Annotated in this window: 29 protein-coding genes; 18 read left to right on the top strand and 11 right to left on the bottom strand. The window is 72.2% G+C overall.

Annotated features, from left to right (window positions below; translation table 11 throughout):
* Positions 1 to 22 precede the first annotated feature (22 nt).
* Positions 23 to 2,092, top strand: coding sequence for an MMPL family transporter (locus J8G10_RS07705; RefSeq protein ID WP_251442697.1), 2,070 nt, complete (start codon positions 23 to 25; stop codon positions 2,090 to 2,092).
* A 174-nt stretch (positions 2,093 to 2,266) separates the two neighbouring features.
* Here the strand turns inward: J8G10_RS07705 and J8G10_RS07700 are convergent, their stop codons facing one another.
* Positions 2,267 to 3,055: a helix-turn-helix transcriptional regulator gene (locus tag J8G10_RS07700; protein WP_251442693.1), complete on the bottom strand. Its 789-nt coding sequence runs from the start codon at positions 3,053 to 3,055 to the stop codon at positions 2,267 to 2,269.
* Positions 3,056 to 3,195: 140 nt separating this feature from the next.
* Between J8G10_RS07700 and J8G10_RS07695 the strand changes: the two genes are divergently transcribed.
* Positions 3,196 to 3,990, top strand: a complete 795-nt coding sequence (locus J8G10_RS07695) for a class I SAM-dependent methyltransferase (protein ID WP_251442690.1) — start codon at positions 3,196 to 3,198, stop codon at positions 3,988 to 3,990.
* A 72-nt stretch (positions 3,991 to 4,062) separates the two neighbouring features.
* Here J8G10_RS07695 and J8G10_RS07690 read toward each other — a convergent pair whose 3' ends face one another.
* Positions 4,063 to 4,953, bottom strand: a complete 891-nt coding sequence (locus J8G10_RS07690) for a helix-turn-helix transcriptional regulator (protein WP_251442686.1) — start codon at positions 4,951 to 4,953, stop codon at positions 4,063 to 4,065.
* A gap of 102 nt (positions 4,954 to 5,055) precedes the next feature.
* On the opposite strand from J8G10_RS07690, the gene J8G10_RS07685 reads away from it, so the two are divergent.
* From J8G10_RS07685 to J8G10_RS07670, 4 genes are read left to right on the top strand one after another with little or no spacing between them, the layout of a single operon-like run.
* The gene (locus tag J8G10_RS07685; protein WP_251442683.1) at positions 5,056 to 6,330 is read left to right on the top strand and encodes a multidrug effflux MFS transporter; all 1,275 of its coding nucleotides are present in this window, start codon (positions 5,056 to 5,058) and stop codon (positions 6,328 to 6,330) included.
* Positions 6,331 to 6,342: 12 nt separating this feature from the next.
* Positions 6,343 to 7,371, top strand: coding sequence for a zinc-dependent alcohol dehydrogenase family protein (locus J8G10_RS07680; RefSeq protein ID WP_251442680.1), 1,029 nt, complete (start codon positions 6,343 to 6,345; stop codon positions 7,369 to 7,371).
* 37 nt (positions 7,372 to 7,408) lie between these two features.
* Positions 7,409 to 7,819, top strand: a complete 411-nt coding sequence (locus tag J8G10_RS07675; protein ID WP_251442678.1) for a cupin domain-containing protein — start codon at positions 7,409 to 7,411, stop codon at positions 7,817 to 7,819.
* Positions 7,816 to 8,151: a carboxymuconolactone decarboxylase family protein gene (locus tag J8G10_RS07670; protein WP_251442675.1), complete on the top strand. Its 336-nt coding sequence runs from the start codon at positions 7,816 to 7,818 to the stop codon at positions 8,149 to 8,151. Before J8G10_RS07675 ends, J8G10_RS07670 begins: the two co-directional genes overlap by 4 nt.
* 99 nt (positions 8,152 to 8,250) lie before the next feature.
* Here J8G10_RS07670 and J8G10_RS07665 read toward each other — a convergent pair whose 3' ends face one another.
* From J8G10_RS07665 to J8G10_RS07655, 3 genes are all read right to left on the bottom strand, one after another.
* Positions 8,251 to 8,976, bottom strand: a complete 726-nt coding sequence (locus J8G10_RS07665; RefSeq protein WP_251442672.1) for an aminoglycoside 3'-phosphotransferase — start codon at positions 8,974 to 8,976, stop codon at positions 8,251 to 8,253.
* 118 nt (positions 8,977 to 9,094) lie between these two features.
* The gene (locus J8G10_RS07660) at positions 9,095 to 9,259 is read right to left on the bottom strand and encodes a hypothetical protein (protein ID WP_251442670.1); all 165 of its coding nucleotides are present in this window, start codon (positions 9,257 to 9,259) and stop codon (positions 9,095 to 9,097) included.
* 109 nt (positions 9,260 to 9,368) lie between these two features.
* Complete coding sequence (locus tag J8G10_RS07655) at positions 9,369 to 9,623, bottom strand: hypothetical protein (RefSeq protein WP_251442667.1); 255 nt, start codon at positions 9,621 to 9,623, stop codon at positions 9,369 to 9,371.
* A gap of 192 nt (positions 9,624 to 9,815) precedes the next feature.
* On the opposite strand from J8G10_RS07655, the gene J8G10_RS07650 reads away from it, so the two are divergent.
* Together J8G10_RS07650 and J8G10_RS07645 are read left to right on the top strand one after the other, a co-directional pair.
* Entirely contained in the window at positions 9,816 to 10,700 is an 885-nt protein-coding gene (locus J8G10_RS07650; RefSeq protein WP_251442664.1) for an SDR family oxidoreductase, read from the top strand.
* Between the two features lie 40 nt (positions 10,701 to 10,740).
* A complete protein-coding gene (locus J8G10_RS07645) occupies positions 10,741 to 11,271 on the top strand; it encodes an FHA domain-containing protein (RefSeq protein WP_251442661.1) in 531 nt (176 codons plus the stop codon).
* On the opposite strand, the gene J8G10_RS07640 is transcribed toward J8G10_RS07645, so the two are convergent.
* Both J8G10_RS07640 and J8G10_RS07635 read right to left on the bottom strand, forming a co-directional pair.
* A complete protein-coding gene (locus J8G10_RS07640) occupies positions 11,268 to 11,486 on the bottom strand; it encodes a hypothetical protein (protein ID WP_251442658.1) in 219 nt (72 codons plus the stop codon). The genes J8G10_RS07645 and J8G10_RS07640 overlap by 4 nt on opposite strands.
* 10 nt (positions 11,487 to 11,496) lie before the next feature.
* Entirely contained in the window at positions 11,497 to 11,841 is a 345-nt protein-coding gene (locus J8G10_RS07635; protein ID WP_251442655.1) for a hypothetical protein, read from the bottom strand.
* Between the two features lie 165 nt (positions 11,842 to 12,006).
* On the opposite strand from J8G10_RS07635, the gene J8G10_RS07630 reads away from it, so the two are divergent.
* The 5 genes from J8G10_RS07630 (at position 12,007) to J8G10_RS07610 (ending at position 14,899) form a co-directional block, all read left to right on the top strand.
* Positions 12,007 to 12,342, top strand: a complete 336-nt coding sequence (locus J8G10_RS07630; RefSeq protein WP_251442652.1) for an ATP-dependent DNA ligase — start codon at positions 12,007 to 12,009, stop codon at positions 12,340 to 12,342.
* A gap of 159 nt (positions 12,343 to 12,501) precedes the next feature.
* On the top strand, positions 12,502 to 12,762 hold the full coding sequence (locus J8G10_RS07625) for a Rho termination factor N-terminal domain-containing protein (protein ID WP_251442650.1): 261 nt from the start codon (positions 12,502 to 12,504) through the stop codon (positions 12,760 to 12,762).
* An 84-nt stretch (positions 12,763 to 12,846) separates the two neighbouring features.
* The gene (locus J8G10_RS07620; protein ID WP_251442648.1) at positions 12,847 to 13,029 is read left to right on the top strand and encodes a hypothetical protein; all 183 of its coding nucleotides are present in this window, start codon (positions 12,847 to 12,849) and stop codon (positions 13,027 to 13,029) included.
* Positions 13,030 to 13,173: 144 nt separating this feature from the next.
* Entirely contained in the window at positions 13,174 to 13,935 is a 762-nt protein-coding gene (locus J8G10_RS07615) for an SDR family NAD(P)-dependent oxidoreductase (protein ID WP_251442646.1), read from the top strand.
* A gap of 121 nt (positions 13,936 to 14,056) precedes the next feature.
* Entirely contained in the window at positions 14,057 to 14,899 is an 843-nt protein-coding gene (locus J8G10_RS07610) for an NAD(P)-dependent oxidoreductase (RefSeq protein WP_251442644.1), read from the top strand.
* A 344-nt stretch (positions 14,900 to 15,243) separates the two neighbouring features.
* Here J8G10_RS07610 and J8G10_RS07605 read toward each other — a convergent pair whose 3' ends face one another.
* Positions 15,244 to 16,011, bottom strand: coding sequence for an ankyrin repeat domain-containing protein (locus J8G10_RS07605; protein ID WP_251442642.1), 768 nt, complete (start codon positions 16,009 to 16,011; stop codon positions 15,244 to 15,246).
* A gap of 85 nt (positions 16,012 to 16,096) precedes the next feature.
* The gene (locus J8G10_RS07600; protein ID WP_251442640.1) at positions 16,097 to 16,672 is read right to left on the bottom strand and encodes a ribosomal protein L7/L12; all 576 of its coding nucleotides are present in this window, start codon (positions 16,670 to 16,672) and stop codon (positions 16,097 to 16,099) included.
* 75 nt (positions 16,673 to 16,747) lie between these two features.
* Here J8G10_RS07600 and rlmN point away from each other — a divergent pair, with 75 nt between their 5' ends.
* Positions 16,748 to 18,001, top strand: coding sequence for a 23S rRNA (adenine(2503)-C(2))-methyltransferase RlmN (rlmN, locus tag J8G10_RS07595; RefSeq protein WP_251442636.1), 1,254 nt, complete (start codon positions 16,748 to 16,750; stop codon positions 17,999 to 18,001).
* A 42-nt stretch (positions 18,002 to 18,043) separates the two neighbouring features.
* Here rlmN and J8G10_RS07590 read toward each other — a convergent pair whose 3' ends face one another.
* Both J8G10_RS07590 and J8G10_RS07585 read right to left on the bottom strand, forming a co-directional pair.
* On the bottom strand, positions 18,044 to 18,520 hold the full coding sequence (locus tag J8G10_RS07590; protein WP_251442633.1) for a histidine phosphatase family protein: 477 nt from the start codon (positions 18,518 to 18,520) through the stop codon (positions 18,044 to 18,046).
* Positions 18,521 to 18,657: 137 nt separating this feature from the next.
* Positions 18,658 to 19,569, bottom strand: coding sequence for a LysR family transcriptional regulator (locus J8G10_RS07585; protein WP_251442630.1), 912 nt, complete (start codon positions 19,567 to 19,569; stop codon positions 18,658 to 18,660).
* Between the two features lie 64 nt (positions 19,570 to 19,633).
* Here J8G10_RS07585 and J8G10_RS07580 point away from each other — a divergent pair, with 64 nt between their 5' ends.
* The 4 genes from J8G10_RS07580 to J8G10_RS19360 all read left to right on the top strand — a co-directional run bounded on the left by J8G10_RS07580 (position 19,634) and on the right by J8G10_RS19360 (position 24,769).
* Positions 19,634 to 20,407 (top strand): 3-hydroxybutyrate dehydrogenase, encoded by a 774-nt coding sequence (locus J8G10_RS07580; protein WP_251442627.1) that lies wholly within the window; start codon positions 19,634 to 19,636, stop codon positions 20,405 to 20,407.
* Positions 20,404 to 21,315: an alpha/beta fold hydrolase gene (locus J8G10_RS07575; RefSeq protein ID WP_251442625.1), complete on the top strand. Its 912-nt coding sequence runs from the start codon at positions 20,404 to 20,406 to the stop codon at positions 21,313 to 21,315. Before J8G10_RS07580 ends, J8G10_RS07575 begins: the two co-directional genes overlap by 4 nt.
* 149 nt (positions 21,316 to 21,464) lie before the next feature.
* The gene (locus tag J8G10_RS07570) at positions 21,465 to 22,535 is read left to right on the top strand and encodes an alpha/beta fold hydrolase (protein WP_251442622.1); all 1,071 of its coding nucleotides are present in this window, start codon (positions 21,465 to 21,467) and stop codon (positions 22,533 to 22,535) included.
* 263 nt (positions 22,536 to 22,798) lie between these two features.
* Positions 22,799 to 24,769 carry a DUF4407 domain-containing protein gene (locus J8G10_RS19360; RefSeq protein WP_285814162.1) on the top strand — a complete coding sequence of 657 codons (1,971 nt, stop codon included), beginning with the start codon at positions 22,799 to 22,801 and terminating at the stop codon, positions 24,767 to 24,769.
* Positions 24,770 to 24,902: the final 133 nt, after the last annotated feature.

The following is a 24,902-nucleotide window of genomic DNA, read 5'->3' as shown; positions in this document are numbered from 1 at the left end:
CGCGCGCCGGTGGACTGGATGCATGGCAGATTCCGTCGCGCGCTCGCGCCTCTCCGATGCCCTGACCTCGCGCCGCGGCGCGTGGATCTCGCTCGGGCTCGTCCTCGTCCTCATGGTGCTGCTGTTCGGCGCCTTCGGCTCGGCCAAGGCGCCGGGCGGCAACGCGCAGGCTCCGGCCGGTGCGGAGTCGACCCGCGTCTCCGAGCTGCTCAAGACCTTCCCGGACGCCGACCGGCAGTCGGTGCTCGTCGTGGCCTCGCGGGGCGACGGCGGAGCGCTGTCCGAGGCGGACCTGGCGGGGCTGAAGGAGCTGGTGCCGGCGCTGGGCGACCGCGCGGCGGCGGATCCGTCGGGTCCCGTGGTCAGCGAGGACCGGAAGGCTGCGGTGATCATCACCCCGATCACGGCAACGGACGTCAACGCCGAGAACGCGAAGGCGATCGCCGCGCTGCGCTCCGACGTCGCCGCGCACGCCCCCCGCGGTCTCGTACTGCAGGTCACCGGCGGTCCGGCGTTCGGCGCCGACATCGCCTCGTCCTTCGAGGGCGCCGACTTCACCCTGCTGATCGTCACGATCCTCATCGTCGCGATCCTGCTCATCGTGACCTACCGCTCGCCGATCCTCTGGCTGATCCCGCTCGCGGTCGTCGCCCTGGCGGACGGACTCGCGGGCCGGATCACCGCGGCGGCCGGATCCGCCTGGGGTCTGCAGTTCGATGCCGGCATCATCAGCGTGCTGGTGTTCGGAGCCGGGACGAACTACGCGCTGCTCCTGATCTCGCGCTACCGCGAAGAGCTGCAGACGACCGCGGATCATCGCGCGGCGCTGAGCACGGCCTGGCGGCAGACCGCGCCCGCGATCATCGCATCCAACGTGACGGTGGTGCTGGCCCTCCTCACGCTCGTGCTGGCCGTCATCCCGGGCACGCACGGCCTCGGCGTCTCCTCGGCGATCGGGCTGCTGATCGCGCTCGGATCCGTGCTCTTCCTGCTCCCGCCACTGCTCGCCGTGTGCGGGCGGGCCGTGTTCTGGCCCCTGGTGCCGCGTCCCGGCGACGAGCGCCGGCAGGGACGGATCTGGCGCGGGATCGCCGGGGGCGTCGTGCGGCGCCCGGTCGTGGCGCTGCTCGCGGGCGGCGCGCTGCTCGCCGTGATGGCGGCGGGCCTGCTCGGCACCTCCGTCGGGCTCGATCAGGGGGAGAAGTTCCGAGTGCCGTCGGAGTCGGCGGCGGGGCTCGAGGTGTTCTCGGCGCATTTCCCCGCGGGCGAGGCGCAGCCGATCCTCATCGTCGCCGACACCGCGCAGGCGCAGGACGTCGTCACCGCGGCGAAGGACGTCGAGGGGGTCGTGCGCGTGCAGCCGATCGGCACCACCGCCGACGGCGACCTCACGAAGATCATGGTGACGAGCGAGTACGCGCCGAGCACCGGGAGGAGCCTGAGCCAGATCACCGCCCTGCGCGCCGCGGTGCACGCCGTCCCCGACGCTCAGGCGCTCGTCGGCGGAGCGGTCGCGACCGACCTCGACGCCCGTACCGGGAACCAGCAGGATCTGCTGCTCATCGCGCCCCTCGTGCTGCTGGTCAGCTTCCTCGTGCTGCTCCTGCTGCTGCGCTCGATCGTCGCCCCGGTCCTGCTGCTCGTCGTGAACCTCGCCAGCGCGCTCGCCGCGATCGGCGCCGGAGCCTGGCTGAGCCGGGTGCTGTTCGGCCAGCATGCGCTCGACCTGCAGGTGCCCCTGCTCGCCTTCCTCTTCCTCGTCGCCCTGGGCATCGACTACACGATCTTCCTCGTGCACCGCGCCCGGGCCGAGGCGGTCGACCGCGGCACGCGGCAGGGCATGGTCGAGGCGATCGCGCACACCGGCGGAGTGATCACGAGCGCGGGCGTCGTCCTGGCGGCGGTGTTCGCCGCCCTCGGGGTGCTGCCGCTCGTGACCCTCGGCCAGCTCGGCCTCATCGTCGGCGTCGGCGTGATCGTGGACACGCTCGTGGTGCGCACCGTGATCGTGCCCGCGATCTTCGCCCTCGTCGGTGACCGGATCTGGTGGCCCGGCCGGCTGCGACGCCGCGCGCGACGCCCTCGTCGGTGACCGCGAGACCGAACTCTCGTCACGAGACCGCGGTTCTCCTCGTCGGTCTCGTGACGCAGGTTCGGTCTCGCGGGTGCGCGGGCGCGCGGGTGCGCGGGTGCGCGGGTGCGCGGGTGCGCGGGTGCGCGGGTGCGCCCGGGCGGCGGGGCGACGCCGGGCGAGGGAGAGGCGGCGTCAGGCGGCGGGGAGCCAGAGCGTCATCCGCACGCCGTCCTCGGGCAGGTGCAGCACCTCGTAGCGGCGCGCGGTGACGGTGCCGTCCGCGGAGCGGACGTGCGTGATGTCGCCGCGCCGGCGCTGCACGAGGTGGCCGTTCCACCAGGTGCGGAACAGCGGGCTCTGCGCGCTCAGCTCCTCGACGAGGGCCACGAGCTCCAGATCCTGCAGGTCGTCGACGTTCGCCGCGCGCAGGTGCGCGACGGCTCCGCGGGCCAGTTCCTCCCACTCCACGAACGTCTCGCGGGCCCGGGCGTCGAGCAGCAGGGAGCGGCAGGTGTTGCGCTGATCCGGCGGGAGATCGGCGAGCCCCTCGTGCAGCGCGAGCCCCTCGGGGTTGGCGGCGACGACCGTGCTGAGCCGATCCAGCACGTAGGCCGGATTGGGGCGCACCGTCTCGACCAGCGTCGTCATGCGGGCCACGAGCGCCGGATCCATGACGGGCGCGCCCACGGGTTCGGGGCGGGCGGTGCCGGGGTGCGCGTCGCGCAGGCGGCGCAGGTGGTCGGCGGCGTCCGGATCCAGCCGCAGCGCACGGGCGAGCGCGTCGAGCACGGCGTCGCTGGGGTGGGTCTCGCGGCCCTGCTCGAGCCGCGTGTAGTAGTCGGCGCTGATGCCGGCCGCGGTCGCGACCTCCTCGCGGCGCAGACCGGTGGTGCGACGGCGGCCGCCGGTCCGCGGCGCCTCGGTCTGCAGGCGCGCATCGGTGCGCCGGGCGCGGAGGAAGTCTCCGAGTGCGTTCGACATCCGCGGCCTCCGGGAGTTCGGGAAGACAGGATCCGCGTCGCGCGGGAGGGTGCGGCGCTCCTAGGAAGACTACGGTCTTCCCCGCGGCGCACCGAACCGGAACGCTGGGGATCGAGAACACCCGAAGCGGAGGAGACCCGATGCCCGCCTACACCCATGGACACCACGATTCGGTGCTGCGATCGCACCGCTGGCGCACCGCGCAGAACTCGGCCGCGCACCTGCTGCCGCACCTGCGCCCGACGGACCGCCTGCTCGACGTGGGCGCGGGGCCCGGCACGATCACCGCGGATCTCGCGGGACTCGTCGCCGAGGTCGTGGCCACGGAGATCGGCGAGGCGGAGCTGGGGCTCAGCCGCACCACCGCGGCGGAGCGCGCAGTGACGAACATCGAGTTCCGGGTCGCCGACGTGCATGCCCTGGACTTCCCGGACGACAGCTTCGACGTCACGCACGCGCACCAGGTGCTGCAGCACGTCGCGGATCCGGTGCAGGCGCTGCGCGAGCTGGCCAGGGTGACCAAGCCGGGCGGGATCGTCGCCGTGCGCGACAGCGACTACGGCGGCTTCCGCTGGTGGCCGGTCATCCCGGCACTGGACACGTGGCTCGATCTCTACCGCACCGCGGCCCACGCGAACGGAGGGGAGCCGGACGCCGGCCGGGTGCTGCTGTCATGGGCGCATGCGGCAGGGCTCACCGACGTCGTTGCCACCTCGAGCACCTGGTGCTACGCGAACACGGAGGACCGCGCGTGGTGGGGTGGCATGTGGGCGGATCGGATCCTCGACTCCGCGATCGCTCGCCAGCTCCTGGACGCGGGCGAGGCGACCCCCGAAGACCTGCAGCGCGTCAGCGACGGCTGGCGCGAGTGGGCCGCGAGCGACGACGGCTGGCTCTCCGTGCTCCACGGCGAGATCCTCTGCCGCGTCGGCTGAGCCCCTTCCGGCGGCGCTCGCGGCAACGGGCCGGCCCGGTCAGTCCGCTGCTGCGGCGACCGGTCGGCGCGGTCAGCCCGCTGCTGCGGCGGCCGAGCGATCGGGCTCCTGCGTGGCCGCCCAGGACGCGAGCAGCGCGAGCCCCTCGGCCGACGGCGAACCGGGCTCGGCCGTGTACACGAGGAGCACGTTGCCCGGCTCCGCGGTGATCGCGAGCTCTTCGTAGGCGAGGGTCAGATCCCCCACGACGGGGTGGCGGAAATGCTTGGTGCCGGCCCCGTGGCGGCGCACGTCGTGCTCGGCCCAGAGCCGGCGGAACACCTCGCTGCGCGTGGACAACTCGCCCACCAGCTCCTGCAGCGCCGTGTCGTGCGGATCCCGCCCCGCCTCCGCCCGCATCACGCCCACGCACATGTGCGCGAACAGATCCCACTCGGGATAGAAGTCTCGGGCGGCCGGATCCAGGAACTGGAAGCGGGCGAGGTTCGGCGTGCGCCCGCCGTCGCCGATCACGGGGGAGTAGAACGCCCGCCCCAGGGCGTTGGTGGCGAGCAGGTTCTGCCGCGGGTCGCGGACGAACGCGACCCCGTCGGTGATCGAGGACAGCGCCCACTGCAGGCTCGGGCGCAGCGGTGCCGGGCGTCCGCTTCCGCGGCGTCGGGCGCGGCCGCTGGTGGGGATGCCGTCGGCGGCACGGGCGAGGTCGAGCAGATGGGCGCGCTCGGCGTCGTCGAGCTGCAGCGCTTCGGCGAGCGCGTCGAGCACCGCCGACGAGGCCCCGGCGATCGCGCCGCGTTCGAGCTTCGCGTAGTACTCCACGCTGACCCCGGCGATCGCCGCCACCTCGCTGCGGCGCAGACCCTCGACGCGGCGGTTCGCTACCGCGGGCAGCCCGGCGGCCTCGGGGGAGACGCGGGCGCGACGGGTCATGAGGAACTCGCGCACCTCGGCTCTGTTGTCCATGCACAGCAGAGTAGGCCGATCCCGACGCGGGAGGGATGCCCTGCCAGTACCCCCTTCAACAGGGACTCCCACGGGCGGGGGATCGGGCGGAGAGTGGTCCTCATGGACCGCACCGACCTCCGATCCGCCGCACGGCCCGCCTCCTCGAGGCTGCTGCCGTCACTGCTGCTCCTGCTCACCGTGTTCGGCCCGATCTCGATGGACCTCTATCTGCCGGCTCTCCCCGCCCTCACGCGTGAGCTCGGTGCGGCGACCTCGATCGCCCAGCTGACCGTGACCGCGTGCCTCGTCGGTCTCGCGCTCGGCCAGCTCGGTGCAGGGCCCCTGTCCGATCGCTTCGGACGACGGGGGATCCTGCTGATCGGGGTCGCGGCCTACATCGGCACCTCCCTGCTCTGCGCGGCCGCGCCCTCGGTCGGCCTGCTGATCGCGGCCCGTTTCGTTCAGGGCCTGGCCGGCGGCGTCGGGATCGTGATCGCGCAGGCCGCGGGCCGTGACGTGTACGCCGGCGGAGCGCTCATCCGCTTCTACGGCCGGCTCACCGTGGTGGGCGGATTCGCCGCGATCGTCGGGCCCCTCCTCGGCGGCGTGCTGAGCAGCGTCGTCGACTGGCGCGGGCTGTTCCTCTTCCTCGCTGTGATCGGATCCGCGATCCTCGTGATCACCCTGTTCGCGTTCGGCGAGACCCTGCCCGCGGCGCAGCGCACGACCGGCGGCTGGGCGCGTACCCTGCGGGACTTCCGCACGCTGCTGGCGGACCGGGTCTTCCTCGGCGCGGTGCTGAGCCAGGGCTTCCTGTACGCGGCGGTGTTCGCCTATCTCGCCGGCGCGACCTACGTGCTCCAGGACATCTACGGTCTGTCGCCGCAGGGCTATGCGCTCGCGTTCGGAGCCAACTCGGCCGGGTTCATGCTCTTCGGCTACATCGCAGGCCGGGCCGCCGAGCGGTGGAGCGTCCGCGGCACGCTCACCGCGGGGATCGCGATCACCGGCCTGGGGGCGCTCGGACTGCTCGTCGCGGGAATCGTCCCGATGCCGCTCTGGGTCGTGCTCGTCTCGCTCTTCGCCCTCGCGAGCGGCGCCGCGACCGCCTCTCCGCCGGCCACGACGCTCGCCCTCGTCGAGTACCCGCAGATCGCGGGAACGGCGTCGTCGCTGCTCGGGATGGTCCGCTACGGGTTCGGCGGCATCGCCGCTCCCCTCGTGGGAGTCGCGGGGGCCGCCAGCATCCTCCCGCTCGGACTGGTCACCGTGTCTGCGACGGTCCTCGCCGCCGTCTCGTTCGCGGTGCTCGCCCGTCCCCGCCGGGGCGGGGCCGCCGAAGCCGGATCCGGCGGCCCGTCCGCCGCCACCGCACCTGTCATCACCGCACACTGAGGAGAGACCACCATGCGTGGAGTCGTCATGCACGCCCCGGGCGATGTCCGGACCGAAGAGCTCGACATGCCCGTCATCGTCGCGCCGACCGACGCGATCATCCGCGTCACCGCCACCTGCATCTGCGGATCCGACCTGTGGCCCTACCGCGGCGCCGAGGCGATCCGCGCCGGAGGGCAGCGGATGGGCCACGAGTACATCGGGGTCGTGGAGAGCGTCGGCGGGGAGGTGACCCGGATCCGGCCCGGCGACCACGTCGTCGGATCCTTCGTCGCCAGCGACAACACCTGCGAGATCTGCGCGGCCGGCTACCCGTCCCGGTGCGTGCACCAGGTCATGATGGGCTCGATCGGCACCCAGGCGCAGTACGCGCGGATCCCGCTCGCCGACGGCACGCTCGTCGTGATGCCGGGGGAGCCGCCGGCCGACCTCGTGCCCTCGCTGCTGGCCGCGTCCGACGTGCTGGGGACCGGCTGGTTCGCCGCGGTCGCCGCCGAGGCCGGCCCCGGCAGGACCGTGGCCGTGGTCGGCGACGGCGCCGTGGGCCTCCTCGGTGCGCTCGCGGCGAAGCAGCTCGGGTCGGAGCGGATCATCGTCATGTCCCGCCACGCCGACCGGCAGGCGCTCGCCCGACGCTTCGGCGCGACAGACATCGTCGAGGAGCGCGGCGACGAGGGCGTCGCGCGGATCAGAGAGCTCACCGGGGGTCTCGGGGCGCACTCGACAATCGAGGCCGTCGGAACCCAGGAATCGATGGAGCAGGCGATCCGCGCCACGCGCGCCGGCGGGCACGTCGGTTTCGTGGGGGTCTCGCACGATGTCGCGCTGGACGGCTCCGAGCTGTTCTTCTCCAGCGTGCACCTGCACGGCGGACCCGCACCGGTGCGCAGGTTCCTGCCCGAGCTCGTCGCGCTCATCTGGGATCGCCGGATCGATCCCGGTGCCGTCTTCGACCTGACGCTCTCGATCGAGGACGCGGCGGAGGGCTACCGTGCCATGGACGAGCGCCGTGCCACCAAGGTGCTGCTCACCACGGACTGATCGGACCGCCGGGTATCCCTGAGAAGAAGGAGCATCCATGAACATCGAACCCACCGCGCCCACGGCCAAGAACCCGCCGGAGCAGTTCCACGGCGACGTCTGGCTGGACCGCATCGCCGCGCCGCACGAGGCGGATCAGCGCATGACCGTCGCGCTCGTCCGCTTCGCGCCGGGTGCCCGCACCGCCTGGCACTCGCATGCGCGGGGACAGTATCTGCGGGTGACGAGCGGGGTCGCCCTGGTCGGAGGCCGGGACGGGACGGTCGTCCAGCTGCACCCGGGCCAGACGCTCTACACCCCGCCCGGCGAGGATCATTGGCACGGCGCCGCAGCCGACTGCTTCATGGAGCACCTCGCGATGCTCGAAGCAGGTGACGACCCCGCCACCACGACGGTGTGGAAGGAACACGTGACGGACGAGGAGTATCGCGGGGAGAGCCTCGCATGACGGGATGGACCGGCGGCCGGCGCTCGGTGGGCGACATCGCCCCCGCGCTCGCCCACTACACGGATGCGGTGCTCTTCGACGAGGTGTGGGAGCGCGATGCCCTCGCCAAGCGAGACCGGAGCCTCGTCACGGTTTCGGCACTCGTCACGCTCGGTGCGGTCGAACAGCTGGACTTCCACCTCGCGTTCGCGCGCGACAACGGGGTCACCGAGCCCGAGCTGGTGGAGGCGATCACCCACCTCGCGTTCTACACCGGCTGGCCCCGGGCGATGGCCGCGATCGCCCGGGCACGCGCGGTGTTCGGTGCTCCGGCGGAGGAGGATCCGGCGTGAGGCGCCGATGCGGCGTCGCCTGAGCCGAGCCGGATCCGCCACCACCCGGGCGGACCGTGCCGACCCGACCCCACCCGGCGCGCGACCGAAGGGATCCCCTCAGGTCGCGTCCCAGAGGTCGCGGTAGTAGGCGAGGCGCTCGCGGTCGGGCTCCACGCCGTAAGCCTCGATGAGCAGGTCTTCGTACCCGGGGCCGTAGTTCCACTCGGTGCTCATCGACGCGACGGCGATGTCCGCCCAGCGATCCGCCGTGCCGAGCGCCGCGAGGTCGACGTGCGCGATGCCCCGGCCGGCGTCATCGAGGAGCGTGTTGGGCACGCACGCGTCGCCGTGGCAGACCACGAGCCGGTCGATCGGCGGCGCGTCGTGCAGCCGCTCCGGCACGGCGATACCGCGGTCCGCGGCGTTCGCGAGGCGCGCCGTCACACCCCAGCTCCATGGGCACCGCTCCGGAGGAAGGGCGTCGTGCAGGGCGCGCAGGGCCGACCCCACCGCCCGGACGGCGATCTCGGGGCGGGCGATCCAGTGCGGGTCGACGGCGCTGCGCCCGGGGAGGGCTGCGGTGACCAGCCATTCGTGCGTGCGGTCCTCGCCCTGAGCGAGCACCCGGGGCACCGTGATCCACGTCGACGCCCAGCCCATCCGCTCCGCCTCCGCGGCCATCGATGCCTCGAGATGCCGCGGGCCCCACTTGACGAACCGGCCGTCGTCGGTGCGGAACGTGAGGCCGCCGATGCCGTTCTCCCACACGGGCGTCAGTGCAGCGCCGCGGGCCAGGGCGAGCACGCGCTCGGGGATCGGGACGTCGCCGAGGGGGATGCTCATGGATCCATCCTGCCCCGCGACGAAGCAGGGAGAGCCGGTGTCACCGGCCCTCCCCGAATCAGGTCCCTGCTCCGGATCCTCGTCGATCGGGTCGGGCAGGTGCCTCAGCGCGTGCGGCTCAGGGCGTCCGGCGACCGGTGAGCGACCGCAGCAGCCAGGCGATCACGGCGAGGACGAGCAGCACCAGTCCGACCCAGAGGAGGAAGTTCAGGGACTGCACGAGGCCACCGGTGATGGCGAGGATGATCGCGACGATGATGATGATCACGAAGAGGATGTTCATGACGGACTCCTTCCGTGCCGCGGGTGCGGCGCGGAATCACCGTAGGACGGGCGCGGGCGGGAGGACAGGGGCTTGACGGCGGGGGCTTCCCGATGGCAGGGAGCGGTCCTCACCACGCTTCATCGGCTCCGGGCCGTGCAGACTGTGCGGTGCGAACGGCCTCCAGCACGTCGGCGACGGAGGCATAGCGGGTCCTCTCCGCCACGGGCCGCAGCCACACGACGTCGACCTGATCCGCGCAGACGCGGCTCACGCAGGCGACCGTGTGCCGGGCGTCGTTGCGCTCGAAGCCGTCGTCCAGGATCAACCACTCGTCCTCCGTGAGCCGGCGCATCTCGAAGCGCGTCGGTGTCGTCATCGACATCTCACTCCCCTCGTCATGATCGAGGATGCGCGGTGGATCGGCCGGGGTCATGGCTCTTGACAGGCGGCTCGGCGGGGGCTAACCGTCGCGCGCACAACGGCGGAGAGTCGGCGGCGCCGTCGCGCGTAGGCACTGCGCCCACGAACGTCAAGCCCCTCGTGACGGCGGCGAGCCCTGTCTAGCGTGCCCGGCATGAGCTACAGCATGACCGACCCACGCACGAAGTATCGCCCGCTGCACGATCCGCCGGATCCGCACAACGACCAGCCCGGGTTGCTGCAGGAGACGGAACCCCGTCCCGATCACGGCGAGGAGAGCTATCGCGGCTCCGGCCGCCTGCCTGGCAGGCATGCGCTGATCACGGGCGGCGACTCCGGGATCGGGCGGGCGGTCGCGATCGCGTTCGCCCGCGAGGGGGCGGACGTCGCCCTCAGCTATCTGCCGGAGGAGCAGGCCGATGCGGAGGAGACCGCGGGGTGGATCCGCCAGGCGGGCAAGAGCGCGGTGCTGCTCCCGGGCGACCTCACGGACGAGCATCAGTGCGCGGAGCTGATCGCGGATGCCGCGGAGAGCCTCGACGGTCTCGACATCCTCGTCCTGAACGCCGGCTACCAGCGCAGCAGGGGCGAGATCGACGAGATCCCGCCGGAGGAGTTCGACCGGGTCATGCGCACCAATCTCTATGCGCCGTTCTGGCTCGCGCAGGAGGCGCTTCCGCATCTGCGTCCGGGATCCTCGATCATCGCGACCACCTCCATCCAGGGCTACGACCCGTCGCCGGGGCTGTTCGACTACGCGCTCACGAAGGCGGCGCTCGTCGCCTTCGTCCAGATGCTCGCCGAGCAGCAGGGCCCGCACGGCATCCGCGTCAACGGTGTCGCACCGGGCCCCATCTGGACGCCCCTGATCCCCGCGACGGGCTGGCCGGACAAGCTCCCGGTGTTCGGCGAGGACACCCCGCTCGGTCGCGCCGGACAGCCGGCGGAGCTCGCGGGAGCCTATGTCTTCCTCGCATCGGAGGACGCATCTTACGTCTCCGGCGGCATCATCCCGGTCACGGGCGGTCGCCATCTCTGAGCGATCGCATCCACCACGGAACCCAGGAAGGACCCGAGTCATGAACGAGACGGAAGCACATCCCGAGCCCACGACGCACGCGGACTGGGGCGCCGGACGACCGCGGCTGCTCGTGGCCTCGGCGGAGAGTCGGCTGGTGTTCGACATCCCGGACGACGGGGTCACGATCGGCTCGGGCCGGGATGCGGGTTTGCGCCTGCCCGACACGGAGCCGGTGCACGCGATCATCCGCCACGATTCCCGGGACGAGTACGAGCTCGACATGCGCGGGCCGGGGGAGACGAGCGCGAACATCGAGAAGTCGGCGGAGGAGGAGCGGCGGGACGTCGAGGTGCTGCGCACCGGCGCGCGCTTCACGCTCGGGCCGTGGCGGCTCGTCTTCGTGCGCGACGAGTACGCGGACCACGGCCGCCCGTTCGGCGGCCGCGAAGGCGGGGAGTTCTCCGATCAGCGCGAGCAACCGGAGCGCCCGGACTACCCGCAGCGATCCGAGGCGGCCAGAGACGCCGCCGAGCATGAGGCGGAGGCCGGACAGCGCAACGCGTCGGAGGAGCGCGATTCCGCGCGCTAGTCGACCATCTCCTGCTGGGTGCGGATGAAGGTGCGATCGCCGTCGCTCAGCCGTGCGGTCGGCTCGACCGTCCCGCCGACGATCCGCTCGATCTCCTCGCGGACGTCGTCGGGAACGAGGCCGTCCTCCTGCTCCTGGAGCTTCTGCTTGGAGCGCGCGGACAGGTGGGGCCACCACCGGTGCACCTCGGGCAGCACAGGGATCTCGGGTTCCATGATGTTCTCCTCACTCTCCCGGTTCTTCCGGGTCGTACGTCCCGCCGCTCGCCCTCAGGATGTGCTCGCGCTTGATCGCGATGCCCCCTGAGGTGTTGGCGGAGCTGGCGAGGTCCTTGATGAGCCCGGGATCCAGTTCGGGCGCCACGGGCTCGTCGAAGACGAAGCGCAGGGGGATCGCCGGATGCAGCCAGATCGTGGTCCGCCCCGTCGGCTCGCCGTTTCCGTGCTGGAAGGACAGGGTGAAGCTCTCGTTGCGGCGCAGTTTCGTGGCGATCACGATCTTGAGATGGGCGAGCACCGCGTCTTCGATGTGGATCGGCGACTCCGCCCCGCCGTAATAGATGATTCCCATCCGGTCCTCCTCGATCTCGCTCCGTCGCATCCGCTTTCACGCTCCGTACGAGTACCACGGCCGCATCCTCTCCGTCGAGGGGCTGCCATCGTGCTCCGGCGCGGGCGATGATGGTTCTCGGGGACGGACGATACGCGGGCAAGAGCCGAGGAGGCTGTGAACGATATGGGCAGATTCACCTATGAGGGCCAGACGCATGCGGATCTGGACGACCGTGCGCTGGCCCACGTGCAGATGGTGGTCGCCAACAAGCTCCGTCGAGGTGAGCCCTTCTATTTCACCTGGAAGGACGACCCGAGCGTCGGGCACGGGCGCACGGCGGTCTGGATCCACCCCGGCAGCACCATGGTCTTCACCTATCACGGCGGCCGTCGTCCGCCTCTCAACCGGCTCTGGGTCGAAGCGCTCAGCCAGCTGGCGAACACGCCCGCGGGGCTTCGGCTCATCCCCGAGCCGACCCAGGTCGACGAGATGCAGATCGACGACGGCGGTCGCGTCTAGCACGCGGGTGCGGGGCGCGGGCACGCGAGCGCGCGGCGCGCCGGGATGCGAATCGGGTCTTTGTCAACCCCGTGGTCGAGGGCGAGGCCGATTCGTAGGGTGGCGCGCACGAGCGGCCGCATCACGAGGAGCGTCCGCACCGCGACGAAGGAGGACGACATGCCCGGTCAGCCGGAGCTGAAGGATCCCGAGCTCTACGAGAAGCTGCGCGACGAGGGGAACTCGAAGCAGAAGGCCGCGCGCATCTCGAACGCGGCGGCGAAGGAAGGGCGCAGCGCGGTCGGCCGGCGCGGCGGTGAATCCGGCTCCTACGACGACTGGACCGTGGACGAGCTGCGCCACCGCGCGAAGGAGCTCGGCCTGCACGGCTACTCCGGCAAGAGGAAGCAGGAGCTCATCCATCTGCTGCGCGACCACTGATGCGTCCGGCCGCCGGCCGCGCGCGGACCATCGCAGAGGCGGAGAGCAGTCGCTCCCGCCCCGTAACAACGAAGGAGTGAGACCATGACGAACAACCCCGCGATGCCGTTGATCCCGGAGGACCCGGAGGACCCGGAGAACGCGGATTCCCCGCTCGTGGAGGATCCCGACGGCGACGAGAAGCTCGACCCCGACCTCAACGAGGACCTCATCGAGAGTGCGGAGGCCGACCGGATCGCTGCGGAGCGCGATACGCAGGAGCGCTGAGACCGCCTGACCGGAGGCGGGCGGAGAAGGGCGCGGAGCCGTAGGCTCGCTGTCGAGGGAGGTCGGCTCGGACCTCCCTCGATATGCGTGAGACGCAGACTCACGTAAGCTGAGACTCAGTTGCAGGTTCGAAGGAGAACGCCCATGCAGATCGCAGGATCCGGAGCTCTCGTCACAGGTGGCGCCTCGGGGCTCGGCCTCGCCACCGCCCGCCGCCTCGCGGCCGCCGGCGCGACCGTCACGATCATCGACCTCCCCTCGTCGCAGGGCGCCGCGATCGCGGCCGAGCTGGGCGGGGTCTTCGCACCGGCCGACGTGACCAGCGCCGAGGAGGTCGCCGCCGCCGTCGCCGCGGCCCAGGCCGCGGCTCCGCTGCGCATCGTCGTGAACTGCGCGGGCATCGCGCCGCCCGCGAAGGTGCTCGACCGCGACGGCAACCCCGCCGACCTCGCCGCGTTCGAGCGCATCATCCGGATCAACCTCGTCGGCACGTTCAACGTGATCTCGCAGGCCTCGGCCGTCATCGCGAAGAACGAGCCCGCGGACGGCGGCGATCGCGGCGTCATCGTGAACACGGCGAGCGTCGCCGCGTTCGACGGACAGATCGGCCAGCCCGCCTACTCCGCCTCGAAGGGCGGCGTGCACGCGATGACGCTGCCGATCGCCCGCGAGCTCGCCCGCTACGGCATCCGGGTGTGCACGATCGCCCCCGGCATCATGGAGACCCCGATGCTCGCGGGCCTGCCGCAGGCCGCCCAGGACTCCCTCGGCGAGCAGGTGCCGTACCCGGCCCGCCTCGGCCGCCCGGACGAGTACGCCGCGCTGGTGCAGCAGATCGTCGAGAACGGATACCTGAACGGCGAGACGATCCGTCTCGACGGCGCGATCCGGATGGCGCCGCGCTGACCGGATCCCGTCTCCTCGCTCCCGTCGCAGAAGATGTCGCTTCCCCGCGCTCAGAACGACATCTCCTGCGACCGGAACAGCACTGACAGCCCTCCAGAGACCTGAGAGACCTGAGGACCACATGACCGAGAACAAGCCCCTCGCCGGCAAGACCATCCTGATGTCCGGCGGCAGCCGCGGCATCGGCCTCGCGATCGCCCTGCGTGCGGCGGCCGACGGAGCCAACATCGCCCTGCTCGCGAAGACCGACACCCCGCATCCGAAGCTCGAGGGCACCGTGCACTCGGCGGCGGAGCAGATCCGCGCGGCGGGCGGTCAGGCGCTGCCGATCGTCGGAGACGTGCGCGACGACGAGAGCGTGATCGACGCCGTCCTGAAGACGCAGGGCGAGTTCGGGGGCATCGACATCGTCATCAACAACGCGAGCGTGATCGACCTGTCGGGATCCCTCGACCTCGCGGCCAAGAAGTACGACCTCATGCAGGACGTCAACGTGCGCGGCACGTTCATGCTGTCCCGCGCGGCGGTCCCCGTACTGAAGGACGCCCCGAACCCGCACATCCTGTCGCTGTCGCCGCCGCTGAACATCACGCCGCGGTGGCTCGGTGCGCACACGGGGTACACGCTCGCGAAGTACGGGATGACGATGGCGACCCTCGGTCTCGCGGCCGAGTTCGCGAAGGACGGCATCGCGGCCAACACGCTCTGGCCCCGCACGACCATCGCGACCGCCGCGGTGCAGTTCGCGCTCGGCGGCGACCGCATGATGAAGGTCAGCCGCACCCCCGAGGTGTATGCCGACGCCGCCTATGCGGTGCTGACGCAGCCGGCCCGTGAGTACACCGGTCAGACGCTCATCGTCGAGGACGTGCTCGAGGCGGCCGGGGTCACCGACTTCTCCGGCTACGCCGCCGTGCCCGGCACCCCCGACGACCAGCTGTTCCCGGACATCTTCCTGGACTGAGCGGCGGCGCGGGCCTTCCTGGAGCGAGCGGTTCCGGGGTTTCCCGGACCGAGCGGGCGGCCCGGGTCGGGTCTGGGCGCCCACGGCCGCGCAACTCAGGCTGGATTGTCGGATCCAGCCCGACTACGACGGGATCGGGGCCATCCTTGCCCGCCTGGCCTGAGTTGCGTCGGAGCTCGTCGAGGAGCCCTTGTGGGGCACGCACTCCGGGCGGGGCCCCGCATTGCGACTGTTGCGCGGATCCGCTCCGCGCAACTCAGGCTGGACGTTCGTGTTCCGGGTGGAACGGCCCTGCCGTGCGTGCGTCGGCGGATTCAGCCTGAGTTCTGCGCCCGGGGTCGGGCTCAGGCCTTGTCGATCGCGGCCACGATGTCGCGGTAGCCCCGCGCGACCGCGAGCTCGCGCGGCAGCACGCCGTCACCGTCGCGGATGGCGACGTCGGCCCCGCCGGCGATGAGGGTGCGCACGATGTCGACGTACGTCTGCGAGCCGTCGCCGAGCACGATCGCCTCGTGCAGCGCGGTCCAGTTCAGGTTGTTGACGTGATTGGGATCCACGCCCGCGGCGAGCAGGATCTTCACGGTGCCGAGGTGGCCGCGCTCGGACGCGGGGATCAGGGCCGTGCCGCCGAACCGGTTCGTGCTGCGGAGGTCGGCGCCGTGATCGAGGGTCGCCCGGAGGATCTCGTCGTGGCCGCGCGCCCCGGCGTAGAGGTAGGCCGAGTCCACGATGTCGTCCTTGGCGTTCACGTCGGCCCCGGCGTCGATGAGGGCGAGGGCGGCGTCGATCCGGTTGCCCTTGGTGGCGGCGATCAGGGCGGTCATCCCGCCTGCTCCACGGGCTTCGAGGTCGGCGCCCTCGGCGATCGCGGTCCGGACCGCATCGGCGTCCCCGGCGGATGCGGCGTCGAACAGGCGGGAGTTCAGGGCGGTCATCTCAGCCTCGGTTCTCTGTGAGGGGGCGGGCGCGGTCTGCGGCGGGGTGGCGGTCACGGTCGGGAGGGCGACGGCCTCGATCGTGCTCGCGGTGCAGCCGGACATCAGCAGCGCGGCCACGCCGAGTCCCGCGAGCACGCCGGCGGCGCGTGCGCGTGAAGATACGGGGAAGGGCATAGGAATGGTATACCATTGCCGGATCTGAGTCCGCTGAGCGGGCGGGAACCCGTCGAGGCTCGGGGATCCGGGGCGGACTGGCCGCTCAGCGCCAGGACTCGACGGCGTCCTTCGAGTCCTTGAGGCCGAGCCCGGTCTCCTCGCGCAGCAGCTTGATCGCCGCGATCTTCTGATCGGCGGCGATGAGCCGGCCGATCTCCGCGCGCACCTCCGCGGAGAGCTGCGCGACGGCGTCGGCCGCGGTGAGCCCGCCGATGTAGGGCGGCGCTCCCGCCGGGCGTCGACCGGAGCGCTCGAGGGAGACGGGCGGCGCCTCCACCGCGCCGGATGCGGACGGCACCCACGCGTCGATCTGGTCCTTCGCCTCGCGCAGCGAGAGGCCGGAGTGCTCGCGCAGCACCTTGATGGCGGAGATCTTCTGCTCGCCGGCGACGAGCGCGTCGATCTCGGCGATCACGGCCGGGGTGAGCGGCCCGGGATCCGCGGACTGCGGTCGGCGACGCGACGGGGCGGCGGGGTCGGCGGGCGCGGACGTCGGCGTCGCGAGGGCGGTCCCGAGCGGCTCCGGCGCCTTCGGCCGGATCGCCCGCAGCGTCACGGCGATCACGACGAACAGGATGACGATGACGGCGACGAGGAGGATCCAGATCCACAGGGGCATGCCGCCAGCGTACGGCGCGGATCCGCCGGGCCGCGCCCAGCGCCTTCGCACCTTGCAGGCCCTACCCTGGAAGACATGTCCGAGACTCCTGCGTCCGCCCGCTCCGGCGCGCCCACGAAGCGCGCCGCCCAGGTGCGCCCCGCCACCGAAGGCTGGACGCAGAAGAAGGACGCCGAGGGGCGTCCGCTCCTGCAGTTCGCCAGTCCCAAGCGGGGGAAGCCCCCGGTGCACCTCGCCGACCTCACGCCCACCGAGCGCGTCGAGAAGGTCAAGGAGCTGGGTCTGCCGGGCTTCCGCGCCAAGCAGCTCGCGACGCACTACTTCACGCACTACACGTCGGATCCCGCCCACATGACGGATCTGCCGGCGGGTCAGCGCGACGAGCTGGTGGCCGGGATGCTGCCGCCGCTGCTCACCGAGGTGCGGCGCCTGGAGACCGACCGCGGCGACACGATCAAGTTCCTGTGGCGCCTGCACGACGGCGCGCTCGTGGAGTCCGTGCTCATGCGCTACCCGGGCCGGATCACGCTGTGCGTGTCGAGCCAGGCCGGCTGCGGCATGAACTGCCCGTTCTGCGCCACCGGCCAGGCGGGGCTCACGCGCAACATGTCGACGGCGGAGATCGTGGAGCAGATCGTGCGCGCGAACCGCCTCATCGCCGAAGGCGGGCTCGGCGGCAAGAAGGCCGACGACCACTCGATGGAGCGCGTCTCGAACATCGTGTTCATGGGGATGGGTGAGCCGCTCGCCAACTACAAGCGTGTGATGGATGCGGTGCGCGTCATGATCGCGCCCCAGCCCGAGGGGCTCGGCATGAGCGCCCGGGGCATCACCGTCTCCACCGTGGGCCTGGTCCCGGCGATCAACAAGCTCGCCGACGAGGACATCCCGGTCACGTTCGCGCTGTCGCTGCACGCCCCCGACGATCAGCTCCGCGATGAGCTCATCCCGGTGAACTCCCGGTGGAAGGTCGACGAGGCGCTCGACGCCGCCCGCGGCTACTTCGAGAAGACGGGCCGTCGCGTCTCGATCGAGTACGCGCTGATCAAGGACATGAACGACCACCCGTGGCGTGCGGACCTGCTCGCGGAGAAGCTCAACGCCCGCGGTCGCGGCTGGGTGCACGTGAACCCGATCCCGCTGAACCCGACTCCGGGATCCATCTGGACCGCGTCGGAGAAGGACGTGCAGGACGAGTTCGTCCGCCGTCTGAACGACGCCGGCATCCCGACGACCCTCCGCGACACCCGCGGCAAGGAGATCGACGGCGCCTGCGGACAGCTCGTCGCGACGACCGAGGACGAGGCCGCCGCCGCGGCGATGGCCTGATCCCGGTCGCGGTATCCGCTCCGACCTGTGGAGGTCGGGCGGTCAGTCGCGCGGGGTGCGCAGGCGACGCAGCCGGCCCGAGCCCTCGATCAGCTCGGACCAGGATCCGACGTCCACGGAGCATTCGGCGACGGCGCAGGTCGGGAACTCGACGAAGGATCCGGTGAGCTCGGCCACCGCGTCCGCCATCCCCGGGTTGTGGCCGACGAGAATCGCGACCTCGACCTCGTCGGGAAGGGCCGCGGCGACCCGCAGGATCGTGCGGGCGGACGCCGCGTAGAGGTCGGGATCCTCGTCCGGCGCGATCCCGAACGCCGCCGCGTACTCGTCGGCGGTGCGCCGCGCTCGCACGGCGGTGCTCGACACGATCCGCTGCGCGGCGACGCCCTCGTCGATGAGACGCCGCGCCATCGCGGGGGCGTCTCTGAGACCCCGCGCATTCAGGGGCCGGTCGTGGTCGCGCAGTCCCGCCACGTCCCAGTCGGACTTGGCATGACGGGCCAGGAGCAGGGTCTTCATGGGTACATCGTGCCACTGCGGTCCCCCCCGTTCCCACTTCCGAGTCGTCCCCCTGAGCACGGTCTCTGGCTCGTGCTCAGGGGGACGACTCGGAAGTGGGAAGGGTCGGGTGACGGGTGAGACGGGCGGGGCCGGGCTCAGCGCTCGCCGAGCAGACGGGGCCGCACCTCGGCGAGGCGCTGCTGGAGCGCGTCCAGGAACGCCGCGATCGCCGGCTGGTTCAACGCCTCCGGGCGGGCGATGAGCCAGTACGGCAGGCGCTCGTCGATGAGGTCCGGGAGCACCCGTACGAGGTCGTCGTGCGGGTCGGCGAGGAAGGCGGGAAGGAGCCCGTATCCGGCGCCGCCGCGCGTCGCGTCCACGTGCACGTAGACGTTGGTGCTCGCGACCGAGTCGATCATCCCGGGGACCGCGCGGCGCGCGTCGTCGAGCGAGTCGACGTGCAGCATCGACTCGATGAAGTAGACGAGGGGCTGCCCGGCCAGATCCTCCGGATCCTGCGGCATCGGGTGGGTGCGCAGCCACTCGCGGCTGGCGTACAGGCCCAGCGCGTAGTCGGCCAGATGGATCGCCCGGGCACGGCGCACCTGCGGGCGTCCGACGACGACCTCCAGATCCGCCCCGGTGCGCTGCTGCGAGGCCTGCCGGGTCGAGGTGATGACCTCGAGCGACACGTCGGGGTGGTCGCGCCGCAGCGCGGCCATCGCGGGAGCCGCGACGAAGCCGCTGAATCCGTCGGTCGCCGAGAGCCGGATGAGCCCGGCGATGCGGCCGCCGTCGCGATCCTCCAGCCGGCCGAGGGCGCGCTCCACGCCCTCCGCAGCGGCGAGGGCGCGCGATCCGAGCGGGGTGAGGTCCCAGCCCGCGCCCTCGCGGGAGAGCACGCGCCCGCCGAGCTGCGTCTCGAGGGCCGCGATGCGCCGCGCGACGGTGGTGTGGTTGAGCCCGAGCTGCTGACCGGCGCTCGTGAACCGCCCGCTGCGGGCCACCGCGAGGAGCACGAGGAGGTCGTCCGCGCTCAGCGGCGGTGCGGGGAAATGCGCGTCCATCTGTGCAGTTTTGCATAGCGGGGATCCCTTCCGTCGTGCATGTCCGTGAAGTACCGTGCTGGGCATGGCAGAACAGCGACCCCCGGGGAACGGCACCGAGCTGGCGGGGCGCACCGCCCTGGTCACGGGCGGCGGGAGCGGCATCGGCGCCGCGTGCGCCCGGGCGTTCGCACGCCACGGCGCGCACGTCGTGGTGGTCGACCGCGATGCGGAGGCCGCGGAGGCATGTGCCGCGGAGATCGGCGGCGAGAGTCTCGTGCTGGACCTCGGCGACCTCGACGCCCTCGCCGAACGCCGTTTCGAGGCGGACATCCTCGTGAACAACGCGGGGATCCAGACGGTCGCGCCGATCGTCGAGTTCGATCCGCTCACGTTCCGGCGCATGCTCGACATCATGGTGACCGCGCCGTTCCTGCTCACCCGCGCCGTGCTCCCCGGCATGTACGACCGCGGCTGGGGGAGGATCGTCAACATCAGCTCCGTGCACGGACTGCGCGCGAGCGAGTACAAGTCGGCGTACGTCACGGCCAAGCACGCGCTGGAGGGCCTGTCCAAGGTGACGGCGCTCGAGAGCGGGCCGCACGGCGTGACGAGCAACTGTCTGAACCCCGGCTACGTGAACACGCCGCTCGTGCAGAAGCAGATCGCGGATCAGGCGCGCGCGCACGGGATCGGCGAGTCGGAGGTGATCGAGAAGGTCATGCTCGTCGAGTCGGCGATCAAGCGCCTGCTCGAGCCCGAGGAGGTGGCCGATCTCGCGCTCTGGCTGTGCGGGCCCATGGCCGCGTCCGTCACCGGCTCGTCGTACACGATGGACGGCGGATGGAGCGCGCGATGACCGCGGAAGCCGTCCGCGACGAGGATCCGGCGCTCGCCGTCACCTCCTTCGGCCCCGGGACCGACGAGCCGGCGCTCGCCGTCACCTCCTTCGGCCCCGGGACCGACGCGGACGCGGTACTCGCGATCCACGGCATCACGGCGAACGGCCGCTGCTGGGACACGGTCGCCGCGCTGCTGCCGGAGCGGCGCATCCTCGCCCCCGATCTGCGCGGCCGGGCGCGGAGCAACGCGCTGCCCGGGCCGTACGGGCTGCGCCGGCACGCGGCGGATCTCGCCGCCCTGCTGGAGGCGGACGGCGGCGGCGGGCGCACGGTGATCGGGCACTCGATGGGTGCGTTCGTCGCGGTCGCGCTCGCCGGGGCGCGGCCGGATCTCGTCGCGCGCCTCGTGCTCGTCGACGGCGGGTTCCCCCTCGCACTGCCGCCCGGAGCGACGGACGGCGACGACCTCGACGTGGCGGCGCTGCTCGGTCCCGCCGCGCGACGGCTGTCGATGGAGTTCGCCGACGAGGACGCGTACCTGGATTTCTGGCGCGCGCATCCGGCGTTCGCCCGCGACTGGAGCCCCGCGGTCGAGGACTACGCGCGGCACGACCTGGACGGCGCGGCCCCGCACCTGCGCTCGTCCACCGTCGCGGCGGCGATGCTGCAGGACGGCGGCGAGCTGTACGGCCCGGAGTGGTACGTCGAGGCGCTGCGCGGACTGCGGATGCCCGTGACCGTGCTGCGTGCGCCGCGCGGGCTGCTCGACGCGGAACCGCTCTACGCGCCCGGGGCGCTCGAAGGCTTCGCGGCACTCGTGCCGCAGCTGCGCGTCGTCGAGGTGCACGATGTGAACCACTACACGATCCTCTTCGCAGCGCGGGGCGCCGAGCAGGTCGCCGCCGCGGCGGACGCCGGCCCCTGAGCCGTCCCGCACCGGGTCCCTGCGCCGTGCCTCCACCGGCGCCCGACCATCCCCGCTCGCTTCCGCCTTCATCCGGTCCCTAATCCCCCTCCGTCACCCGGTCCCTGAGCCTGTCGAAGGGGCCGCCCGCTCTCCCGAAGGAGCCCGCCATGACCACTCCCGCACTGCTCGACGGCATCACGCCCCAGCAGGTCGACACCCCGCGCTACAGGGCGAACGTGCTCGAGCGCCCCGCGGCGGATCCGGCTTCGCCCGCCGCCACGGTCGTGTTCGTGCACGGCAACGTATCGTCCGCGCTCTTCTATCAGCCGACGATGCTCGCCCTCCCGGCCGATGTCCGGGCGCTCGCGATCGACCTCCGCGGCTTCGGCGACAGCGAGACCAGGCCGGTCGACGCGACCCGGGGGCTGCGCGACTTCGCCGACGACGTGCGCGCGGTGCTCGACGCGCTCGGGCTCGACGCGGTGCACCTGGTCGGCTGGAGCATGGGCGGCGGCGTCGTGCTGCAGGTCGCGCTGGACGCGCCGGAGCGGATCCTCTCGCTCACGCTGGAGGCACCCGTCTCGCCCTACGGCTTCGGCGGGACGCACGGTGCGGACGGCATCCGCAACGACGCCGACGGCGCGGGCACGGGCGGTGGCGGGGCCAACCCCGACTTCGTGGCCCGGCTCGAGGCCGGCGACACGACGGATGAGGCGCAGACCTCACCGCGCACCGTCTACCGCACCGCGTACGTCGCGAAGCCGGAGACGCAGGCCGCGCACGAAGACCTCTGGGTCGTGTCGATGCTGACGACGAAGACCGGACTCGACAACTACCCGGGCGACGCCGTCGGATCCGAGAACTGGCCGGGCTTCGCCGCGGGCGGGCGCGGAGTGCTCAACACGATGGCGCCGCAGCACCTCGATCTCTCCGGCATCGTCGATCTCGCGGTGAAGCCCCGGATCCTCTGGATCCACGGGGACAAGGACGCGATCGTCTCGGACGCGTCGTTCTTCGACCTCAACCACCTCGGCGCGCTCGGCGTCATCCCGGGGTGGCCGGGAGAGGACGTCGCCCCGGCGCAGCCGATGGTGACCCAGACCCGCGCCGTGCTCGACCGCTACGCCGCCGCCGGCGGGGAATACCGCGAGGTGGCCCTGCCCGAGGCCGGCCATGCCCCGCACCTCGACGAGGCCGCGGCGTTCGACCGGGAGCTCGCCGCGCACCTCGGGGTGTGACGCGCCCCTCCGCGGTCCTCGGTAGCGCCCCTGCCGCGGTTTCCGTGTGTGCGCGCTCGCCCGCGTCTCTCTCCTCCGGCCGGCCTTCCTTCCCCGCAGCGGCGCGGGTGCGGGGAGGGAAAGGCGCTGCGGAGAGGGAAACTCGGGAGGGAGGTGTCGGGCGCCCCGGATCCGCGCGCGCATAGCGGGCGCCTCGGATCCGCAGGGGTCTCTTCCAGGGTTCGCCCGGGGGTCTTCCAGGCGGGTTTTCGTACATTTATGGGATGTCCTATTCCGCCCACCGCCCTGGCCGCATGGATTCCCAGGGCCGGATCGCCTTCGACGTCGACGGACAGCCCGACCCCGCGAACCCCGCCGACCCGACGGCGGAGGACCCCTTCATCTTCGTGCGCGACTACACGCCCACCGGATCCGACCCCGCCGAGGCGCCCGTCGATGACGAAGCCGTGACGACCCCGATCGAGCCGGTCGTCCCGCCGCGTCCTCCGGTGCCGGAGCCCGCCCCCGCGTCGGAGGGCGAGCCGGATCGGATCGAGGAGCTGTTCTCCGCGGCCGAGGCGCCCGCGGACGAGCCGTTGGTCCCCGAGCCGGCGCCCGCCCCCGTGGTCGCCGCTCCGGCACCGGCCCCGACGAAGCCCCCGAAGGCACCGAAGCCCCCGCGCGAGCCGCGTCCGCAGGGCTGGTTCTGGCGTCGGCTGGCGATCCTCGGCGGCGCCGACGGGGCGATCCTCGACCGCGTGCCGAGCGAGCAGCCGCGCTTCGTGCAGATGTTCTTCGTGCTGGCGGGAACGGCGCTCGTCTCGGCGCTGTCGATGCTCTTCGCGCTCACGACCGGTGTGCAGGTGCTGGTGTGGCTCGCGGTGCCCCTCGCGGTCGTCTGGGCGCTGCTGATCTTCAACCTCGACCGCTTCCTCACCTCGACGATGCGCTCCACGCGCAACTTCTGGCGGCTGCTCGGGCTCGCGATCCCGCGGGTGCTCATGGCCGCGATCATCGGGTTCGTCGTGGCCGAGCCGATCGTGCTGCAGGCGTTCCACAACGACATCGCACGTGAGGTCACCGCCACCAACCTGGTCCAGGCGCAGAGCGACCAGAAGGCGGTCGCGACCGGACCGGAGAAGAAGGCCCTCGACGCCGCCTCCACCCGCCTCGCCGACCTGCAGAACCAGGCGTCCACGGGCATCGTGAAGGGCACCTCGAGCGACTCCGCCTCGCAGAAGGCGGCGCAGGACACGGTCACCAAGATCACCGCGCAGATGACCGATCAGCAGAAGGTGATCGACCAGGCCCGTGCGCTGTACCAGTGCGAGCTGACCGGCCAGGGTGCGGGCACGGTTCCCGGCTGCACCGGGGTGCAGGGAGACGGCGCGAGCTCGACCGCCGCGAAGTCCCAGCTCGACCAGGCGCAGCAGACCTACGACGCGCTCGCCGCGCAGCTGCGCCAGGCGAACACCGACCTCGAGTCCGCCGACGCGTCGTCGAAGACGGCGACCTCGGCCACCGAGACGCAGAACCGGCAGCAGGCGAAGGACCAGATCCCCGCCGCGGAGCAGGCGTACAAGGCCGCGCTCGACGCGTACAACGCGCGGGCGGCCGACGTCGCCGGGACGAACGCCGGTGCGGTCGGCCTGCTCAGCCAGATCTCGGCCCTCGACCGTCTCTCTGCGAAGGAGCCCGTGCTGGGCTTCGCACACTGGCTCATCGCGGCGCTGTTCTTCATGATCGAGCTGCTGCCGGTGATCGTGAAGGTGCTGACGAGCTGGGGGGATCCGTCGCTGTACGAGAAGGCGGAGGCCATCGCCAAGCAGGTCGAGCTCGACCGCGTGACCTCCAAGGGCTACCGCGACCGTGCCGCGATCATCGCGGAGGAGGCGAAGCACCGCGCCTTCGCCGACGCGCACGAGGCCGAGGTCGCGGCCGCATCCGCGGAACCGGCAACTCCTGTCGAGGCGGCGCCGGCGGCCCCGCTGGAGGCGGAACCCGCCCCGGCGGCCGCGGCAGGCGCTGCGGATCACTCTCCGGACGCGCCCACGACGGCGCTGCCGATCACGCCGCCCGCCGCAGTGCCCGCGCACCGTGCCGAGCCCCCGCATGTCGCCGCGGCGTCGCCCGCAGTGGCGGGCGCCCCGTCCTGGCCCGTGCCCGCCCACCCCGGTGTCGCTTCGGCACACCCGGCGCCGTCGTCGGCGCACCCGACGGCTCCTGCCGGGCAGCCGGAGAGCGCCCGGATCTGACGCCCCTCCCGCTCCCGTCGCGAAAAGTGCCGGCAAGACCACCGGAAAGCGGCAGTTTCTGCGACGGGAGCGGATGCGTCGGCGAGGCGTGGACGGGGACGCGCGCGCGGATCCGTCTCGGCGGATGACGCGG

It is taken from the genome of Microbacterium sp. USTB-Y, assembly GCF_023703415.1.
Classification (GTDB): Bacteria; Actinomycetota; Actinomycetes; order Actinomycetales; family Microbacteriaceae; genus Microbacterium.
Note: the sequence above shows the minus strand (reverse complement) of the source record. Positions and strands in the feature narration are given on the sequence as shown.

Bases quoted from the DNA above. Each gene is read 5' to 3' on its own strand.
- J8G10_RS07675 (WP_251442678.1), top strand. From the start codon at position 7,409: ATGAACATCGAACCCACCGCGCCCACGGCCAAGAACCCGCCGGAGCAG.
- J8G10_RS07660 (WP_251442670.1), bottom strand. From the start codon at position 9,259: ATGAACATCCTCTTCGTGATCATCATCATCGTCGCGATCATCCTCGCC.
- J8G10_RS07680 (WP_251442680.1), top strand. From the start codon at position 6,343: ATGCGTGGAGTCGTCATGCACGCCCCGGGCGATGTCCGGACCGAAGAG.
- J8G10_RS07635 (WP_251442655.1), bottom strand. From the start codon at position 11,841: ATGGGAATCATCTATTACGGCGGGGCGGAGTCGCCGATCCACATCGAA.
- J8G10_RS07605 (WP_251442642.1), bottom strand. From the start codon at position 16,011: ATGCCCTTCCCCGTATCTTCACGCGCACGCGCCGCCGGCGTGCTCGCG.
- J8G10_RS07575 (WP_251442625.1), top strand. From the start codon at position 20,404: ATGACCGCGGAAGCCGTCCGCGACGAGGATCCGGCGCTCGCCGTCACC.
- J8G10_RS19360 (WP_285814162.1), top strand. From the start codon at position 22,799: ATGTCCTATTCCGCCCACCGCCCTGGCCGCATGGATTCCCAGGGCCGG.
- J8G10_RS07670 (WP_251442675.1), top strand. From the start codon at position 7,816: ATGACGGGATGGACCGGCGGCCGGCGCTCGGTGGGCGACATCGCCCCC.
- J8G10_RS07630 (WP_251442652.1), top strand. From the start codon at position 12,007: ATGGGCAGATTCACCTATGAGGGCCAGACGCATGCGGATCTGGACGAC.
- J8G10_RS07665 (WP_251442672.1), bottom strand. From the start codon at position 8,976: ATGAGCATCCCCCTCGGCGACGTCCCGATCCCCGAGCGCGTGCTCGCC.
- J8G10_RS07610 (WP_251442644.1), top strand. From the start codon at position 14,057: ATGACCGAGAACAAGCCCCTCGCCGGCAAGACCATCCTGATGTCCGGC.
- J8G10_RS07690 (WP_251442686.1), bottom strand. From the start codon at position 4,953: ATGGACAACAGAGCCGAGGTGCGCGAGTTCCTCATGACCCGTCGCGCC.
- J8G10_RS07590 (WP_251442633.1), bottom strand. From the start codon at position 18,520: ATGAAGACCCTGCTCCTGGCCCGTCATGCCAAGTCCGACTGGGACGTG.
- J8G10_RS07600 (WP_251442640.1), bottom strand. From the start codon at position 16,672: ATGCCCCTGTGGATCTGGATCCTCCTCGTCGCCGTCATCGTCATCCTG.
- J8G10_RS07620 (WP_251442648.1), top strand. From the start codon at position 12,847: ATGACGAACAACCCCGCGATGCCGTTGATCCCGGAGGACCCGGAGGAC.
- J8G10_RS07695 (WP_251442690.1), top strand. From the start codon at position 3,196: ATGCCCGCCTACACCCATGGACACCACGATTCGGTGCTGCGATCGCAC.
- J8G10_RS07700 (WP_251442693.1), bottom strand. From the start codon at position 3,055: ATGTCGAACGCACTCGGAGACTTCCTCCGCGCCCGGCGCACCGATGCG.
- J8G10_RS07685 (WP_251442683.1), top strand. From the start codon at position 5,056: ATGGACCGCACCGACCTCCGATCCGCCGCACGGCCCGCCTCCTCGAGG.
- J8G10_RS07640 (WP_251442658.1), bottom strand. From the start codon at position 11,486: ATGGAACCCGAGATCCCTGTGCTGCCCGAGGTGCACCGGTGGTGGCCC.
- J8G10_RS07655 (WP_251442667.1), bottom strand. From the start codon at position 9,623: ATGTCGATGACGACACCGACGCGCTTCGAGATGCGCCGGCTCACGGAG.
- J8G10_RS07580 (WP_251442627.1), top strand. From the start codon at position 19,634: ATGGCAGAACAGCGACCCCCGGGGAACGGCACCGAGCTGGCGGGGCGC.
- J8G10_RS07645 (WP_251442661.1), top strand. From the start codon at position 10,741: ATGAACGAGACGGAAGCACATCCCGAGCCCACGACGCACGCGGACTGG.
- J8G10_RS07570 (WP_251442622.1), top strand. From the start codon at position 21,465: ATGACCACTCCCGCACTGCTCGACGGCATCACGCCCCAGCAGGTCGAC.
- J8G10_RS07625 (WP_251442650.1), top strand. From the start codon at position 12,502: ATGCCCGGTCAGCCGGAGCTGAAGGATCCCGAGCTCTACGAGAAGCTG.
- J8G10_RS07650 (WP_251442664.1), top strand. From the start codon at position 9,816: ATGAGCTACAGCATGACCGACCCACGCACGAAGTATCGCCCGCTGCAC.
- J8G10_RS07705 (WP_251442697.1), top strand. From the start codon at position 23: ATGGCAGATTCCGTCGCGCGCTCGCGCCTCTCCGATGCCCTGACCTCG.
- J8G10_RS07585 (WP_251442630.1), bottom strand. From the start codon at position 19,569: ATGGACGCGCATTTCCCCGCACCGCCGCTGAGCGCGGACGACCTCCTC.
- J8G10_RS07615 (WP_251442646.1), top strand. From the start codon at position 13,174: ATGCAGATCGCAGGATCCGGAGCTCTCGTCACAGGTGGCGCCTCGGGG.
- rlmN (WP_251442636.1), top strand. From the start codon at position 16,748: ATGTCCGAGACTCCTGCGTCCGCCCGCTCCGGCGCGCCCACGAAGCGC.